Source organism: Rhodovulum iodosum (genome assembly GCF_041020385.1).
GTDB lineage: Bacteria > Pseudomonadota > Alphaproteobacteria > Rhodobacterales > Rhodobacteraceae > Rhodovulum > Rhodovulum iodosum.
Genome location: NZ_JBEHHI010000002.1, coordinates 318257 through 334082, shown reverse-complemented (window position 1 = coordinate 334082; position 15826 = coordinate 318257). Strand labels below are relative to the sequence as shown.

Sequence of the window (15826 nt, the reverse complement as noted above, 5' to 3'; positions counted from 1 at the left end):
CGGCCCGCTCGCCTAGAGCAAACCGGCCTCTTTCATGAACTTCACATGCGCGTCGTAGACCTCTTGCGCGAGGTCGGACTGGGCGGCGAAGTCGGACCAGGCCTCCTGCGCGATCGCCCGCAGCTTGTCGCGCTCTGCCTGGGGCCAGTCGATGATGGTCAACTCGCCGGCGGCCTTGTCGCGGGCCACGAGCTGACGGTCGAGCCGGTCGAAATACTGGCGCAGCCCGTTATAGGCGGCCAGATACCAGACCTCGAGCGCCACCTGCTCCTGCTCGGACAGCTCGTCCCACACCTGCTGGGACACGGTGAATTGCAGGATCGGGGTGGAGTGAATGCCGGGGAAGATCGGATACTTGGCGATCTTGTGCATCCCGTTGGCGTCGTTGTTGGCGTAGGCCGAGTTGTCGGCCGCGTCGATCACGCCCTTCTCAAGCGCGCCGTAGGTTTCCGAGCCCGACATCGACACGGGCGCCGCGCCCGCGCGCTTGAACACGTCGGCGGCCAGCCCCTCGGGCGAGCGGATCTTCAGGCCGGCCAGGTCCTCAACCCCGTTGACCGGCACCTTCGAGACGAAGGCCTCGCGCGCATAGGCGCCGCAGCCCACGACGTGCACCCCCTCGAAATGGGTGTCGAAAAGCTTTTGCAGCATCTCCTTGCCGCCGCCCTGGGCGCAGAAGGCCTGAATCTGGTCGGCGCTGTCATAGCCCGCGATCAGGTCGCCCATCAGTGCGAAGGCCGGGTCGACGCCCGCGAAATAGTTGATCGAGGTGAGGTCGCCGTCGAGGATGCCGACGCTGATCGCCTCGGCGGTCTCACGGCGCGGCACCACCGCGTCGACCGGCAACAGCTCGACGGTCAGCGCGCCGCCGGTCAGCGTCTCCAGCTTCGGAACCCATTCCTCGTTGAGATAAGCAAGCGACGCGTGGCTGGCGTTCGACGAGGTCTGGATCTTGAGCACCCGGTCCGCCGCCATGGCGCCCGTGGCAACGATTCCCATACCCGCCGCCAGCACTGCCGTCGTGGCGAGCCTGGCCATTGCATTGAATTTCATAGGTTCCTCCCGATTTCGGTTTTCCCTTGGGGATCCGTGACAGAATGCCGCCCCGCCCCAACTGATTGTCTAATATATTAGTGGAACTTTTCGCGCAAGCGTACTGCCGACCCTCAGGGCCGGATCGCGGCGAAGAACACGGCGAGCAGAGCCGCCGAAAGGACCGTGAACGCCACGTTCCAGCCCAGGGTGAGCCGCAAAGCCGGGATACCGCTGATCCGCTGGATCAGCAGCACCACCGTCGCAAAGGGCGAAAACGTCATCGACAGCGCCCAGCCGCAGGAAATGGCCAGCGCGATCAGCGTGGGGTCTGCAGGCATCTCGGTCAGCCCGCCGAACAGGCTGCCGAAAAAGATCGCCATCATGATCGGCGAGAAGGCCAGCAGGCTGAACAGGCTCAGCACCACCGGGATCGCCGCCAGCAACATCCAGTCGGGCATCGTGTCGAGATGCAGCGCCGCGACCAGCGCATCGCCCGGCACAACCCCTGCCCCCGCGCGGCCCAGAAAGCCCGACGCGGCCAGCGTCACCGCGATGGGGCCGCTGGCGGGGATCGTGTCGATCAGTATCTCGCGCAGCCGCGCCGCGGTGGCGCGGCGCCCGGTCGGGCCGATCCCGTTCTGGGCGACGAGCCAGCCCACCAGCATGATCGGGCACGACACCATCAGCCCGAAGACCACGCTTTCGCCCCTCAGTTCCGCGATGATCCAAGACAGACCCAAGAGCCACCCGCAGGACGCGGCGAAACGCGCGGCGGCCGCGGGCGGCATCGGCAGCGGCCGGATCGCGCCGGTGGGGCGGTACGCGCGAAAGCGCCAGCGTTCCTCGGCCCAGCCAAGCGCCAGGACCAGCGCGAAGACGACAAGGCCCCAGCCGATCCAGCGCAGACGGTCGACGCCGGGGATCAGCTCCATCAGCGCAAGCGGCGCCAGCGCGGTCGGCGACCAGATCACGCTCCACGCAAAGCCGCGCAGCATGGCGCTGATCTGCCGCCGCTCGCGGATGGCGTCGCGCCCGTCGGTCGTGTTGGCCCGGGCGATGCCCCGCTGGATCAGCGGCACCAGGAAGGACACGACCCCGATGTTGAAGATCACCGCCATGAAGGCCGTGCCCGAATAGAGCGCGGCATAGCGGCGCCCGGCGGGCTGACGGGTCAGAAAGGCGCCCAGTTCCCCCACCGAGGGCGAGGTCACCGCCGCCTCGCGCAAGAGCGCCAGCAGCAATATGAACACCATCAAAAACCCCGCCTGATCAAGCGCCGCGGTCAGGATCTCGACCCGGTCCTCGCGCGTGGCCCAGACGACCGCGGCGATGACCAGGCTGAGCGCCAGCAGGTAGAACTCGCGCAGCCGCAGCCGCGGCGCGGTGCAAAAAAGCGTCGCCGCCACCGCACCCCAGGCCAGATGCCAAAGCGCGTCCGAGGCGAACAATCGTGCCGCCAGCACCAGCGCCATCGTGGCCAGCAGGGTGGCCGCGATGGCCTTGTTCCAGAGATCGCGCGGCGAGCGTGCGGACATGCGCCTAACCGGTCACAAGATCGCGCGGGTCGATCTCGCGCCCCGCCGCATGGGCGATGAGATTGGCCGACCAGTGCCGCACCAGACGCTCGAAATTTTCCCGCGTGCCGCCGCCGATATGGGGCGTCAGCACCGTGTTCGGGGCGTTCAGCAGCGGATGGCCGGCCGGCAGCGGCTCGGGCTCGAACGTGTCGAGCCCGGCGCCGCCCAGATGGCCCGTTTCCAGCGCCGCCAGCAGCGCCGCCTGATCCACCACCCCGCCGCGGGCCATGTTGATCAGCACCGTGCCCGGCCGCATCCGGGCGATGGTGGCGGCGTCAATCAGGTGGCGGGTCCGCGCGGTCAGCGGCAGGTGCAGGCTGAGGATATCGACCGCGCCGATCAACGCGTCGAACGGCACGAACCCCGGCGCGCCCTCGACCGGCCCCGAGGGCCGCGTATAGACCACGTCGCAATCGAACCCCGCCAGCCGCCGGGCGACCAGTTGCCCGGTTGCGCCATAGCCCACCAGCCCGACCCGCGCGCCGTTCAGGTCGCGGCCGCGGGCGTAAATGTCGGGCTCCATCCATGCGCCCGCGCGCATCCGCGCGTCGCCCACGCAGATACGCTTGAGCACGGCCAGCATCAGCCCGACGGTGTGGTCCGCCACGGTGGGTGCGTTCATCCCCGGGCTGCGCGCCACGAGGATGCCGCGGGAAGCCGCCTCGGCCACGGGGATGCCGTCGGTCCCGGTGCCCCACTGGTGGATCGCCTTCAGCCGCGGCGCGCTGTCCAGCAGCGCGGGCGTCATCTTGACCGACCGCACCACCGCATAATCGGCCTCGGCCAGCGCCGCCGCGCGGTCCGCCTCGCTGTTGCTGACGGGGTAGCGCATGTCGAGGCCCGGACCGACGATCCCGGCGACGGTGGCCCGAAGGTCGGGGCCGAAGGCCTCCAGAAGCGCGACCCGGGGCGCGGTCATCGGCGGCCCTTGGTCAGCTTGTGCAGCATCTCGATCTCCTCGCAGTCACAGCGCAGTAGACCCCCCGCTGCAGGGCTGCGCAAGCGGTCTCGGCTCCCGCCCCGCAGGCGTGTCCGACACCGCGCGCCTTGACCGCGGCCATCGCACGGGCTCAGCGGCCGTTGGCCTTGCGCCATTCCTCGAACCGGGCGAGGTTTTCGTCCCGCGTCGCGGGATAAAGGCCGATGATCGTCGCCCCGGCCCGGACCTCTTCGACAACGAAATCCTCGTAGGCGGTCATTTCCACCGCCTCGGCCGAGACCTCGTCGGCCAGATGGGCGGGGATGACGATGACATTGTCGGCGTCGCCGACCACGATATCGCCGGGAAACACCGCAACATCGCCGCAACCGATGGGAACGTCGATGTCGATCGCCTCGTGCAGGGTCAGGTTGGTGGGTGAGGACGGCCGGCTGTGATAGGCGGGAATGTCGAGCCCCGCGATGGTGGCCGCGTCACGAAACCCCCCGTCGCTGACCACCCCGGCCCCGCCGCGGACCATCAGCCGGGTAATCAGGATGTCGCCGGCACTGGCCGCGCGGGCATCCTTGCGGCTGTCCATCACCAGCACATGGCCCGGCGGGCAGGTCTCGATCGCCTTGCGCTGGGGGTGGTCGGGGTTGCGGAATTGCGACAGCTGGTTGCGGTCTTCCCGCGCGGGCATGTAGCGCAGGGTAAAGGCGGGCCCGACCATGTTGCGGCCCCTGTCGGCCAGCGGGCGCACGTCCTGGATCACCTGGTTGCGCAGGCCGCGCTTGAACAACGCCGTGGCCAGCGTCGCCACCGAGACGCCCATCAGCCGGTCGCGGATTTCGTCGTTGAATGCCATCAGGTTCCTCCCTCGGGCGGTGCGCCCAGCGTTGTCGTGGATACGGTGCGGGCGCGGGCCGCGTCGGACAGCGTCAGGCCGAAGCCGGGGCGGTCCGGCACCCAGATCCGCCCGTCGCGGATCTCCAGCCGCTCGTCGAACAGCTCTTCCAGCCAGTCGAAATACTCGACCCAGCCCTCGGTCGGATAGGCCGCGACCATCTGCAAATGCAGCTCCATCACGAAATGGGGCGCCAGCGTCAGGCGGTTGGCCCGCGCCAGCTCCATCACCCTCAGGAAGGGGGTGACACCGCCGATCCGCGGCGCATCGGGTTGCAGCACCCCTGCCCCGCCCGCGGCCACCAGCGCCGCGTGTTCGTCGAAGGAGGTCAGCATCTCGCCGGTGGCCACCGGCGTGACCAGCTCGCGCGCCAACGCCCCGTGGCCCGCGAAATCGCGCGCCTCCAGCGGCTCCTCGATGAAGGCGAGCCCCATATCGTCCACCCGCCGGCAAAAGGCGCGGGCCTCGGCGCGGGTCCATTGCTGGTTGGCGTCGATCATCAGCGCGGTGTCGGGGCCGATGGCGTCGCGCACCGCCTCGATCCGGCGCATGTCCTCGCGCCAGTCGGGCTGGCCGACCTTCATCTTGATCCCGCCGATGCCGCGCGCCACCGAGGCGCGCGCCGCGCCCCGCATCTCGTCGATCGAGGCCTCAAGGTACTGCCCGCCCGAATTGTAGACCCGCGCGCCCGCGCGCCACGCCCCCAGCAGCCGCGCCAGCGGCAGCCCGGCGCGGCGGGCCTTGAGATCCCACAGCGCGGTATCGAAAGCCGCCAGAACGTGATAGGCGGCCCCGCCCGCGCCCAGCGAAATCGTGCGCCAGGCCAGCATGTCCCATGCCGCCGGGATGTCGGCGGCAGGCCGGCCCAGCAGCATCGGCGCGATCTCTTCGGCCAGCGCGAACAGCGCCGGGCCGCCGGCGCGCAGCGTGTAGGTAAAGCCCGTGCCGGTCCGGCCTTCGGCATCCACGATCTCGGCACAGAGCAATTCGACAGATGTCAGCGGCACCTGCCGCCCGGTGGCGACCTTGGCGTCAGAGGCCGGCCGCCGCAACGGTTGGGAGACCTGCGAAAGCCTGATCCCCTCGATCCGGTCCTTCAAAACCCGCCCCCTCATCATCGAACCATTGCCGTAGCTTTCGAAAAGCTGATATATTAGAATTTATGTAATGGCAACTTGCCAAACCCGCGGCGGCGGTTAGGACTGCGCGAAAGATTTTCGGGGTTTTCGATGAACGACGACGCTCTGCTTCCCGACGTGTTGTCCCGTCTCGGCGGATCCGATGCCGATGCCGACAACGTGCCCCGGTCGGCGGCGGCACGCACGCTGGATTCGCTTCGTCGCCGGATCATTTCGCTGCAACTGCCGCCCGACACGGTGCTCAGCCGAACCGAACTCGCACGCGAATACGATGTCAGCCAGACCCCCGTCAGGGACGCGCTGCAGGTGCTCGAAAGCGAGGGGCTGGTCGATATCCAGCCGCAGTCGAGAACGGTCGTCACCCGCATCGACCCGGACCGCATCGCAGAGGCGCATTTCCTGCGCCGCGCCATCGAGGTCGAGGTGGTGCGCGAACTGGCCGCGACGATCACCCCCGCCCAGCTCGACAGACTCAAGATGATCGTCAGCCTGCAGGAAACGGTCATCGGACAGGACCGCCAGACCGGCACCTTCCAGGGGCTCGACGAAACCTTTCACCAGACCATGATCGCGGCCGCCGGGCATCCGGGGCTTCATACGATCATCCGCTCGCATTCGGGCCATCTCGACCGGTTGCGGCGGCTCGACATGTGGGACACCGACAAGCTGTCCCGGATCGTCAAGGAGCACAAAGAGATCGTCGCAATGCTGGAGGCGGGAGACGCCGACGGCGCCATCGGGGCGCTCCGGACGCATCTGGGCCAGACCATCAAGCGTATCGAGGCGCTGCGCGACAAGCACCCCGACTTTTTCAAGACCTAAACGGGCAGCGCTGCCCCCATCTTGGCACGATCCGCGCCCACGGCACAGGACGGGCTGATTGCACAAGGCAGACGGCCGATGCGATCAGACAGGCGCGCACGGATCGCAGCGAGGGCGGGCTGCCCTTTGACGCCACCGCTCGGTTCGCTGCGCGCAGAACGGGGCCGTCGACAGAAGACAGCTCACGCCTGATCCAGATCAACTCGTACAGGCGCTTGGGCCGATACACTTCGGTGGCGGGTATGCTGCCGCTTGTGCGGGGGGGCGTGCCCGATTGGCGAAATCGCACCGGCGGGGAGGACGCCTGGATGGACTTCGCAACCGACAGTGCCGTGACGATCGATGGACCGCAGCAGGTTGTGCGCCTGCTGCGCGAGGATGGCTGGCGTGTCATCGCCGCGGTCGAGCGTGACGGCGCGCTGGTAACACGCGAAATTGCCTCGGCGGACGCGTTGCCGCGCGGCCGGGTCGATGAGTTGGGGCCCGGCCATTGCCGCCTGGTCGACGGGCCGCCCGGACGCTGGTTCGACCACGTGATCGGCCCCGGCGGTTGGAAGGAGTGGCTATTCCCGCCGCGCGAAAAGCTGTGGTCGGCGCAGCGAGAGGGACAGGCCGTCACCTTTGACGACGCCCCCCAGCCCTGGCCGAAAACCGCGTTCTTCGGCGTGCGGCCCTGCGATCTGGCCGCCATCGCCCGGCAGGACAGGGTGTTTTCCACCGGCCCCGGCGACCCTGCCTATGCGCACCGCCGCGCCGCCGTGCTGATCGTGGCCGTCAATTGCGCCCGTGCCGCCCCCACCTGCTTTTGCGCCTCGATGGGCACCGGGCCGCGGGCCGAGCAGGGCTTTGACCTTGCGCTGAGCGAGCTTGACGGGCGCTTCGTCGTCGAGACCGGCAGCACGGCGGGTGCGGCGCTGGCCGCGCGTCTGGATGCAATCCCGGCGACCGAGGACGATCTTGCCGCGGCTGCCGCGATGTCCCGCCGGACCGCCGAAACCCAGACAAGGCACATGCCCGCCGGCATCGCCGGGACATTGCGCAGCGCGCCCGAGCACCCGGCCTGGGACGACGTGGCCGCACGCTGCCTGGCCTGCGCCAATTGCACGCTGGCCTGCCCCACCTGCTTTTGTTCCGACGTCGAGGACGTGACCGACCTGACGGGAGATCATGCCGAGCGGTGGCGGCACTGGGACAGCTGCTTTTCGCCAGAGTTCAGCCTGGTGGGCGGCGGCGCAGTGCGCGCATCGACCCGCGCGCGCTATCGCCAGTGGATGACCCACAAGCTGTCGAGCTGGCACGACCAGTTCGGCGAATCCGGCTGCGTCGGCTGCGGGCGCTGCATCGCCTGGTGCCCGGTCGGGATCGACATCACCCAAGAGGCCCGCGCGCTTTCGACCGAGGAGACCCCCGCATGACCCTGCGCACGATCCGCGAGCTTCTGGCCGAGCATCCCCTCTTTGCCCGTTTCGATGGGGCCACGCTGGACGAATTGGCGGGCTGTGCCCGGACCGAGCAGTTCGACTCGGGCGCGCTGGTCCTGCGCGAGGGAGAGACGGCCGACAAGGTGTTCCTGCTGCGCGCCGGCGACGTGGCGGTCGAGATGGCGACGCCGGGCCAGCCGCCGATGATCATGGAAACCCTGCATCCGGGCGATCTGCTGGGGGTTAGCTGGCTCGTCGCGCCCTACCGGCACATGGCCGATGCGCGGGCTCTGTCAAATGTGCGGGCGCTCAGCCTCGACGCCGCCTGCCTGCGCGAGAAATGCGACGCGATCCCGGCGGTTGGCTATGCCTTTTTCAGGGCCTGGGCCCCCCATGTGGCGCAGCGGATGCGCGCCCAACGGATGCGGCTGCTCGATCTCTATGGCAGCGGGGGCTGAGGCGATGGACGGCGCTGCACCCATGCTGCCGGTCCGCTGCCGCGTCGCCTCCGCGCAGGCCGAGGGTGCCGATGTCGCAACGCTGACGCTGGAGCCCGTGGCAGGCGCCCTGTCCGGGGGCGCGCCCGGACAATTCAACATGCTTTACGCCTTCGGCATCGGCGAGGCCGCGATCTCGCTCTCGGGTCACGACGAGGCCGGCCGTCCGATGCACACGATCCGCGCCGTGGGGGCCACCACACGGGCGCTGACGGCCATGGAAGCCGGAGCCGAGCTGGGGCTGCGCGGCCCGTTCGGCACCGGCTGGCCCGTGGCGGACCAGGCCGGGCGCCACCTTCTGGCGGTCGCCGGCGGTCTCGGCCTCGCTCCGCTGCGCCCGGCAATCCTGGCAGCCGCGGCGCAGCCGGGCGCCGTCTCGGTCGTCCACGGCGCAAGGTCGCCCGACACGCTGCTCTACGCGGGCGAGCTGTCCGCCTGGGCGGCGGAGGGCACGCCGGTCTACCTGACCGTCGATCATGCCGCGCCGGGCTGGACGGGGCGCGTGGGTACGGTGATCGGCTGCCTGCCCCCGGCGCTGGCGGGGCACGACCCGGCGGCGGTTTCGGCCTTCCTGTGCGGGCCCGAGGTAATGATGCGCGCCACCGCACAAGCGCTGAGCGATGCCGGCGTGCCGCCGGACCGCATCTGGCTGTCGATGGAGCGCAACATGAAATGCGGCATCGGGCTTTGCGGCCATTGCCAGTACGGCCCCGATTTCATCTGCCGCGACGGCCCGGTCCTGCGCTACGACCGGATCGCCGCCCGGCTGACCCTGCGGGAGATCTGACCATGGCACGCCCCACCCTCGCGGTCTGGAAATTCGCCTCCTGCGACGGCTGCCAGCTGAGCCTGCTCGATTGCGAGGACGAGCTTCTGGCCATCGCGGGGGCCATCGAGATCGCCCATTTCCCCGAGGCGAGCCGCAAGAGCGTCGCCGGGCCCTACGACCTGTCGCTGGTCGAGGGGTCGATCACCACGCCCGAGGATGCCGAGCGGATCAAGCATATCCGCGCGCAGTCGCACAGCTTGGTGGCGATCGGCGCCTGCGCCACCGCGGGCGGCATCCAGTCCCTGCGCAACTTCGCCGATCTCGACGGGATGGCCGCGGCCGTCTACCCGCGCCCGGACTATCTGGACGTGCTGGCCACCTCGACCCCGATCTCGGCGCATGTGCCGGTGGACATCGAACTCCACGGCTGCCCGATCTCGAAATACCAGCTTGTCGAGCTGGTCACGGCCGTCCTGGCCGGGCGCCGGCCGCGCCTGCCGAAATTCGCCCAGTGCGTCGAGTGCAAGGCGCATGGCACGGCCTGCGTGATGGTGGCCGAAGGCCAGCCCTGCCTCGGCCCCGTCACCCTTGCCGGCTGTGGCAACCTCTGCCCCAGGGTCGGGCGCGGCTGCTACGGCTGTTTCGGCCCGGTGGAGGGCGCCAATGTCGCCGCGATGACCGCGCGGTTCGCCGAGCTGGGCCTCGACGCGCGGCAGATCCGCGACGCGCTGCGCAGCTTCACCGCCGCCGCGCCTGCCTTTGCCGAAGGGGGACAGGGCAATGGCTGAACGCACCATCAAGGTCGATGCGCTGGCCCGCGTCGAGGGCGAAGGGGCGATCAAGCTGAAGATCGGCCCAAGCGGCGTCGAGGCGGCCGAGTTCCGCATCTTCGAGCCGCCGCGGTTTTTCGAGGCGCTCTTGCGCGGGCGCGACGCGGCCGACGCGCCCGACATCACCTCGCGCATCTGCGGCATCTGCCCAGTGGCCTATATCACCAGCGCCAACCAGGCGATGGAGGCGGCGCTGGGGGTGACGGTGACCCCCGAAATCGCCGCCCTGCGCCGGCTGCTATATTGCGGCGAGTGGATCCAGAGCCACGTGTTGCACGCGGCGATGCTGCACGCGCCCGATTTCCTGGGGCTGGAGGACGCGTTCGAAATCGCCCGCCTGCGCCCCGATCTGGTGAAAACCGCGCTGCGCCTGAAAAAGCTGGGCAACGAGTTGATGGAGGTGATCGGCGGCCGGGCGGTGCACCCGGTCAACACCCGCATCGGCGGGTTCTGGCGCGCGCCCGACCCCGAGCGTATCGCCGCGCTGATCCCCGAGCTGGAATGGGGCATCGGCGCGGCCCGCGACATGACGCTCGATTTCGCAGGGTTCGACTTTCCCCAGGACGAGGCCGATTACACCTTCGTCTCGCTGGTCCACCCCGAGACCTACCCGATCGAGCTGGGCCGCATCGGGTCGAACCGGGGGCTCGATATCGGTGTGGAGGCCTTTGCCGAGCATTTTGCCGAGGAACAGGTGGCGCGCTCGACCGCGCTCCATGCCCGCCACGGCGATGCACCCTACCTCGTCGGGCCGCTCGCGCGCTACGCCAACAATTTCGCGCGCCTCAGCGACAGTTGCCGCGACACCGCGGCGGCCGCGGGCCTCGGCCCGGTCGAGCGCAACCCGTTCCGGTCGATCCTCGTGCGGATGGTCGAGGTGCAATATGCCTGCGAAGAGGCGCTGCGGCTGGCCCGTGGCTACGTGCCGCCCGACCCGCCGGCGGTGGTGGCGCCGCGCCGCGCCGGCACGGGGCATGGCTGCACCGAGGCGCCGCGCGGCATCTGTCATCACAGCTACACGCTGGACGACGAGGGCCGCATCCTGAGCGCCGCCATCGTGCCGCCCACCTCGCAGAACCAGAAGCAGATCGAAGACGATCTCGCCCGCGTCGCGGGTCGCTTTCTCGATCTGGACGACGCTGCGCTGCAATGGCGGTGCGAACAGGCGATCCGCAACCACGACCCGTGCATCTCCTGCGCGACCCATGCGCTCAGACCGACCATCGAGCGTGTCTGAGGCGCCGCTTTTCATCGGCGTCGGCAACCCGTTCCGGCGCGATGACGGGGTCGGGCCCTGGGTGGCGGACGAACTGGCGCGGCGCGGCCACAGGGCACTGACCCATGGCGGCGACGGCGCGGGGCTGATCGAGCTTTTCCGGGGACGCGGGGCCGTCACGCTGATCGACGCGACCGAGACCGGCGCGGCGCCCGGAACGATCCTGACGCTCGATGCAGCCGCGGGCCCCGTGGGCGGCACGAGGTTCCGCCGCTCGACCCACAGCTTCGGCCTGGCCGAGGCGGTCGAAACCGCGCGGTTGCTGGGCCTTCTGCCGCCGCGGCTGTCGATCCTCGGCATCGAAGGCGCCGATTTCGCCCCCGGCGAGGGGCTGAGCCCGGCGGTGAGCACCGCGGCGAAAGCGGCGGTGGACCGGCTGGATGCAGGGTAAGCGACATCTGGACGTGGCGGGGCGCAACCCGTGCGCCCGACCCGACCGGATGACCCGGCCTTGGCCGCGTCAGACCGGCACGGACCGGACCTTGACGGGGCGGTGACGCGCAACCAGGCGGTTCGGACCTGCGTGGCCGGGCAACAGGCGACCGTTCCGGACCGCGACATAACTTCGGGCCGATCCCGACGAGAGGGCCACGGGCCCGCCCGAAAACCGGGTCCGGTCGGTCATGACTATTCGACCGAACCCAATGTTTCCTCGACATAAACGGCGGCGGCGGTGGCCAGTGCTGCCTCTCGCAAGCACCTTTCCAACGCCGTAAAAACACCCAAGTTCCTCCGCAAAACCGCTTGCGCGGCCCGCTATCCTGCTCGCATAGAAAAACAGGGCAGAAAAAAAACGGGGCAGTGAAATGAGCGGAAAGACAATCCTGGTGACGGGCGGGGCGGGTTTTCTGGGCTCGCACCTCTGCGACCGGCTGATCGAAGCCGGCAATCGCGTGATCTGCATCGACAGCCTGGTCACCGGCAGCAAGTCGAACGTCACCCAGCTGATGGGGCGCCGCAGCTTCGAATTCATCGAGCACGACATCATCGAGCCCCTGGCCTTCGGGGGCGAGATCGACCAGATCTACAACCTCGCCTGCCCGGCCTCGCCGATCAAATACGAGCTGGACCCTCTCCACACCTTCAAGACCAGCGTCTACGGCGCGATGAACATGCTGGAGATGGCCCGCGAAAAGAATGCCAAGATCCTTCAGGCCTCGACCTCCGAAGTCTATGGCGACCCCTCGGTGTCGCCCCAGCCGGAGCGTTATTTCGGCAACGTCAACACCGTCGGGCCGCGCTCGTGCTACGACGAGGGCAAGCGCGCCGCCGAGACGCTGTTTCACGACTTCCATGAGCGTTTCGGCGTCGAGACCAGGATCGCGCGCATCTTCAACACCTACGGCCCGCGCATGAGCCCCGATGACGGGCGCGTGGTGTCGAACTTCATCGTCCAGGCACTGACCGGGCAGGATCTGACCGTCTACGGCGACGGCGAACAGACGCGCTCGTTCTGCTATGTCGACGACCTGGTGGATGGCCTGTGCCGGCTGATGGCCTCGGGGCCCGAGACCTACATGCCGGTCAACATGGGCAATCCCGGCGAATTCACGGTGGGCGAACTGGCGCGGCTGGTGCTGGACAAGACCGGCGCGAGCCCGCGCATTGTCTATCGCGACCTGCCCCAGGACGACCCGCACCGGCGCAAGCCCGACATCACCTCTGCCCGCACCCGGCTGGGGTGGGAGCCGCGGGTGCCGCTGTCGGAGGGCCTGGACCGGACCATCGCCTATTTCGCCGCGCTTCTGACCCGCGCCGAAGAGACCGCCGAACGGGTTTCGTGATGTCGACGCCCGCGATCCTCGTGACCGGCGGTGCCGGGTTCATCGGCAGCCACACCTGCAAGGCGCTGGCGGGGGCGGGATATCTGCCGGTGACGCTGGACAACCTCTCGCGCGGCAATCGGCAGGACGTGCGCTGGGGCCCGTTCGTCGAGGCCGATACGCGCGACACCGCGCGCGTGGCCGCGGCCTTGCGGCAACATCGCGTGTCGGCGGTGATCCATTTCGCGGCCTACGCCTATGTGGGCGAATCCGTCGAGCAGCCGGAGATCTATTACGACGCCAACGTGGGCGGCCTTCTGTCGGTGCTGCGCGCCTGCCGCGAGGCGGGCGTGGACAAGGTGATCTTCTCCAGCAGTTGCGCGACCTACGGCATCCCCGACGCGGTGCCGATCTGCGAAGACGCGCCGCAGCGGCCGATCAACCCCTATGGCCGGACCAAGCTGATCGGCGAACAGGTGCTGATCGACTATGCCCGCGCCTACGGGATGCACCACGCGATCTTGCGCTATTTCAACGCCGCCGGCGCCGACCCGGCGGGCGAGCTGTCGGAAAAGCACGTCCCCGAGACGCATCTCATTCCGCTGGCGCTGATGGCCGCGGCGGGGCGCATTCCCCGGCTCGATGTCTACGGCACCGACTATCCGACGCCCGACGGCACATGCATCCGCGACTACATTCATGTCGCGGACCTTGCCGACGGGCACCGGCTGGCGCTGACCCACCTGCTGGGCGGCGGCGCCGATCTGGAACTGAACCTGGGCACCGGCCACGGCCAGTCGATCTTCGAGGTGCTGGACGCGGTCCGGCGCGTCACCGGGCGCAGCGTGCCCACGCGGCTCTGCCCAAGGCGCCCGGGCGATCCGCCCGCGCTGGTGGCCGATGCGGGCCGGGCGCGGCGGATGCTGGGCTTTGCCCCGCAGCATTCGGGTATAGAGACGATCGTGCGCCATGCCGCCCCCAGCTTCGGCGTGGAGAAACGCCATGAAGAGCGCGCTTGAGATCCTGAGCAAACCGCCGCCGGCGGCACGGGCCCATCTCACCCCGCTGCTCGGCCGCCGCCAGAAGGTGAAATACGCGCTGGCCATTGCGCTCTGGCTCGCGCTCATCGCCCATTTCTGGGCGTGGTGGTTGCAGCCCGCCCACAACATCGACCCGCTGCGCTACTGGCTGGTGACTGCCGTACTGGGATGGATCACCCTGCTGCAGCTCTATTTCCTGGCGATCTTCCCCCGCGCCAGCATCGCCGCCGATCCCGTCGCGGCGCTGGGCCGTCCGCGCGTGGCGATGATCGTCACCAAGACCCCGTCGGAGCCCTTCGCCGTGGTGCGGCGCACGCTTGAGGCGATGCTGGCCCAGGACTATCCCCACGACACCTGGCTGGCCGACGAGGACCCGGCGCCGGAAACGCTGAACTGGTGCGCCGCGCATGGCGTGAAGGTCACCACCCGCAAGGGGCGCGACGACTATCACCGCGCCGAATGGCCCCGCCGCACCCGCTGCAAGGAAGGCAACCTGGCGTTCTTCTACGACACGGTGGGCTATCGCGACTACGACTTCGTCGCCCAGTTCGACGCCGACCACACGCCCCGGCCGGGCTATCTGCGCGCCATCCTGCGGCCCTTCGCCGACTCGGCCGTGGGCTATGTCAGCGCACCCAGCATCTGCGCGCGCAATGCCGGGCAAAGCTGGGCGGCCCGCACGCGGCTTTATTCCGAGGCGATGTTTCACGGCGCGCTTCAGGCGGGCTATAGCCGCGGATGGGCACCGATGTGCATCGGGTCGCATTACGCGGTGCGCACAAGGGCGCTGAAGCAGGTCGGCGGGCTGGGGCCGGAACTGGCCGAGGACCATTCCACTTCGATGATCATGAACGCGGGCGGCTGGCGCGGCGTTCATGCCATCGACGCCATCGCCATCGGCGACGGGCCGGCCACGCTGGCCGACATGCTGACCCAGGAATTCCAGTGGTCGCGCAGCCTCGTCAGCCTGCTTTTGCGCTACACGCCGCGGTATTTCGGCGGGCTTTCGCCGCTGCTGAAGTTCCAGTTCCTGTTCTCGCAGCTCTGGTACCCGCTCTTCGCGGTCTTCATGCTGGTGGCCTTCGCCCTGCCGGTCTGGGCGGTTATGGCCGATGTGCGCTTCGCCGATGTCACCTATCCCGGGTTCCTGGCCCACAGCGTACCGCCGATGCTTGTGCTGGTGTGGATCGCTTTCCAGGTCCGGGCGGACGGGTTGTTCCGGCCGGCCGACGCCAGCGTAATAAGCTGGGAACGCGCGCTTTTCGTCTGCGCCCAGTGGCCCTGGGTGCTGTGGGGATGCGCGATGGCGGTGCGCGACCGGCTGGCGGGCGGTTTCGTCGATTTCCGCATCACCCCCAAGGGCGACGCGGCGGCGCGGGCCGAGCTGCCCTTCCCCGTGATCGCCCCTTACATCGTGCTGGCGCTGGCCGCGGGCCTGCCGGTCCTGCTGGTGGATGGCGTCGAGAACGCCGCTGGCTTCTACCTGCTCTCGCTCGTCAACGCCGCGCTCTACACGGCCCTCGTTGCGGCCGCGGTGATCCATCACCTGCGCGAAAACGATATTTCCATCCTCGCCCACCCGGCACGGCGCCTGCTGCAGGGCGCCACCGTCGCGGGGCTGGTGGCGCTGGTGCTGGCCGCCGGCGGGGCGCGGGGGATGCAGGGGTTGCATTATCTTTCGGCCGGGCTGGGCCCGTTCCAGTTCGTCGAGGCACGTTTCGTCGTCTCCGGCGCAGGCGCCGGGGAGCCGGGCACGCTTCAGTACGTTTTCGATTTCAGCGCAATCGCCGACCGGCTGGACAAGATCGGCGACCAAATCAGGAGGCCATGA

At 69.0% G+C, this 15826-nt stretch carries 15 protein-coding genes; 10 read left to right on the top strand and 5 right to left on the bottom strand.

The features are described 5' to 3' along the window. Positions 1-12: 12 nt before the first annotated feature. The 5 genes from Ga0609869_RS10760 to Ga0609869_RS10740 all read right to left on the bottom strand — a co-directional run bounded on the left by Ga0609869_RS10760 (position 13) and on the right by Ga0609869_RS10740 (position 5553). Positions 13-1053: a TRAP transporter substrate-binding protein gene (locus Ga0609869_RS10760; RefSeq protein WP_245972348.1), complete on the bottom strand. Its 1041-nt coding sequence runs from the start codon at positions 1051-1053 to the stop codon at positions 13-15. A 113-nt stretch (positions 1054-1166) separates the two neighbouring features. Further along, positions 1167-2570, bottom strand: coding sequence for a hypothetical protein (locus tag Ga0609869_RS10755; protein ID WP_125407054.1), 1404 nt, complete (start codon positions 2568-2570; stop codon positions 1167-1169). Between the two features lie 4 nt (positions 2571-2574). Further along, on the bottom strand, positions 2575-3531 hold the full coding sequence (locus tag Ga0609869_RS10750; RefSeq protein WP_125407051.1) for a 2-hydroxyacid dehydrogenase: 957 nt from the start codon (positions 3529-3531) through the stop codon (positions 2575-2577). Between the two features lie 151 nt (positions 3532-3682). Next, positions 3683-4399, bottom strand: coding sequence for a ribonuclease activity regulator RraA (locus Ga0609869_RS10745; RefSeq protein ID WP_125407049.1), 717 nt, complete (start codon positions 4397-4399; stop codon positions 3683-3685). Beyond that, positions 4399-5553 carry an L-talarate/galactarate dehydratase gene (locus tag Ga0609869_RS10740; protein WP_245972346.1) on the bottom strand — a complete coding sequence of 385 codons (1155 nt, stop codon included), beginning with the start codon at positions 5551-5553 and terminating at the stop codon, positions 4399-4401. Before Ga0609869_RS10740 ends, Ga0609869_RS10745 begins: the two co-directional genes overlap by 1 nt. Positions 5554-5667: 114 nt before the next feature. Between Ga0609869_RS10740 and Ga0609869_RS10735 the strand changes: the two genes are divergently transcribed. The 10 genes from Ga0609869_RS10735 to Ga0609869_RS10690 all read left to right on the top strand — a co-directional run bounded on the left by Ga0609869_RS10735 (position 5668) and on the right by Ga0609869_RS10690 (position 15826). Continuing rightward, a complete protein-coding gene (locus Ga0609869_RS10735) occupies positions 5668-6399 on the top strand; it encodes a GntR family transcriptional regulator (protein ID WP_125407046.1) in 732 nt (243 codons plus the stop codon). Positions 6400-6707: 308 nt separating this feature from the next. Then, a complete protein-coding gene (locus Ga0609869_RS10730) occupies positions 6708-7814 on the top strand; it encodes a 4Fe-4S dicluster domain-containing protein (RefSeq protein WP_125407044.1) in 1107 nt (368 codons plus the stop codon). Continuing rightward, on the top strand, positions 7811-8278 hold the full coding sequence (locus tag Ga0609869_RS10725; RefSeq protein ID WP_125407041.1) for a cyclic nucleotide-binding domain-containing protein: 468 nt from the start codon (positions 7811-7813) through the stop codon (positions 8276-8278). Before Ga0609869_RS10730 ends, Ga0609869_RS10725 begins: the two co-directional genes overlap by 4 nt. Continuing rightward, positions 8262-9104, top strand: a complete 843-nt coding sequence (locus Ga0609869_RS10720; RefSeq protein WP_125407038.1) for an FAD/NAD(P)-binding protein — start codon at positions 8262-8264, stop codon at positions 9102-9104. Before Ga0609869_RS10725 ends, Ga0609869_RS10720 begins: the two co-directional genes overlap by 17 nt. A gap of 2 nt (positions 9105-9106) precedes the next feature. Further along, positions 9107-9874, top strand: a complete 768-nt coding sequence (locus Ga0609869_RS10715) for an NADH-quinone oxidoreductase subunit B family protein (RefSeq protein ID WP_211336828.1) — start codon at positions 9107-9109, stop codon at positions 9872-9874. Further along, a complete protein-coding gene (locus Ga0609869_RS10710; RefSeq protein ID WP_125407035.1) occupies positions 9867-11153 on the top strand; it encodes a Ni/Fe hydrogenase subunit alpha in 1287 nt (428 codons plus the stop codon). Before Ga0609869_RS10715 ends, Ga0609869_RS10710 begins: the two co-directional genes overlap by 8 nt. Beyond that, a complete protein-coding gene (locus tag Ga0609869_RS10705; protein WP_170168849.1) occupies positions 11146-11583 on the top strand; it encodes a hydrogenase maturation protease in 438 nt (145 codons plus the stop codon). The genes Ga0609869_RS10710 and Ga0609869_RS10705 overlap by 8 nt, the downstream gene beginning before the upstream one ends. Before the next feature lie 415 nt (positions 11584-11998). Further along, positions 11999-12976 carry a UDP-glucuronic acid decarboxylase family protein gene (locus Ga0609869_RS10700; RefSeq protein ID WP_125407030.1) on the top strand — a complete coding sequence of 326 codons (978 nt, stop codon included), beginning with the start codon at positions 11999-12001 and terminating at the stop codon, positions 12974-12976. Next, positions 12976-13974 carry a UDP-glucose 4-epimerase GalE gene (gene galE, locus Ga0609869_RS10695; RefSeq protein ID WP_125407027.1) on the top strand — a complete coding sequence of 333 codons (999 nt, stop codon included), beginning with the start codon at positions 12976-12978 and terminating at the stop codon, positions 13972-13974. The genes Ga0609869_RS10700 and galE overlap by 1 nt, the downstream gene beginning before the upstream one ends. Then, complete coding sequence (locus tag Ga0609869_RS10690) at positions 13958-15826, top strand: glycosyltransferase family 2 protein (protein WP_125407024.1); 1869 nt, start codon at positions 13958-13960, stop codon at positions 15824-15826. The genes galE and Ga0609869_RS10690 overlap by 17 nt, the downstream gene beginning before the upstream one ends.

Bases quoted from the DNA above. Each gene is read 5' to 3' on its own strand.
- Ga0609869_RS10760 (WP_245972348.1), bottom strand. From the start codon at position 1,053: ATGAAATTCAATGCAATGGCCAGGCTCGCCACGACGGCAGTGCTGGCG.
- Ga0609869_RS10755 (WP_125407054.1), bottom strand. From the start codon at position 2,570: ATGTCCGCACGCTCGCCGCGCGATCTCTGGAACAAGGCCATCGCGGCC.
- Ga0609869_RS10750 (WP_125407051.1), bottom strand. From the start codon at position 3,531: ATGACCGCGCCCCGGGTCGCGCTTCTGGAGGCCTTCGGCCCCGACCTT.
- Ga0609869_RS10745 (WP_125407049.1), bottom strand. From the start codon at position 4,399: ATGGCATTCAACGACGAAATCCGCGACCGGCTGATGGGCGTCTCGGTG.
- Ga0609869_RS10740 (WP_245972346.1), bottom strand. From the start codon at position 5,553: ATGAGGGGGCGGGTTTTGAAGGACCGGATCGAGGGGATCAGGCTTTCG.
- Ga0609869_RS10735 (WP_125407046.1), top strand. From the start codon at position 5,668: ATGAACGACGACGCTCTGCTTCCCGACGTGTTGTCCCGTCTCGGCGGA.
- Ga0609869_RS10730 (WP_125407044.1), top strand. From the start codon at position 6,708: ATGGACTTCGCAACCGACAGTGCCGTGACGATCGATGGACCGCAGCAG.
- Ga0609869_RS10725 (WP_125407041.1), top strand. From the start codon at position 7,811: ATGACCCTGCGCACGATCCGCGAGCTTCTGGCCGAGCATCCCCTCTTT.
- Ga0609869_RS10720 (WP_125407038.1), top strand. From the start codon at position 8,262: ATGGCAGCGGGGGCTGAGGCGATGGACGGCGCTGCACCCATGCTGCCG.
- Ga0609869_RS10715 (WP_211336828.1), top strand. From the start codon at position 9,107: ATGGCACGCCCCACCCTCGCGGTCTGGAAATTCGCCTCCTGCGACGGC.
- Ga0609869_RS10710 (WP_125407035.1), top strand. From the start codon at position 9,867: ATGGCTGAACGCACCATCAAGGTCGATGCGCTGGCCCGCGTCGAGGGC.
- Ga0609869_RS10700 (WP_125407030.1), top strand. From the start codon at position 11,999: ATGAGCGGAAAGACAATCCTGGTGACGGGCGGGGCGGGTTTTCTGGGC.
- galE (WP_125407027.1), top strand. From the start codon at position 12,976: ATGTCGACGCCCGCGATCCTCGTGACCGGCGGTGCCGGGTTCATCGGC.
- Ga0609869_RS10690 (WP_125407024.1), top strand. From the start codon at position 13,958: ATGAAGAGCGCGCTTGAGATCCTGAGCAAACCGCCGCCGGCGGCACGG.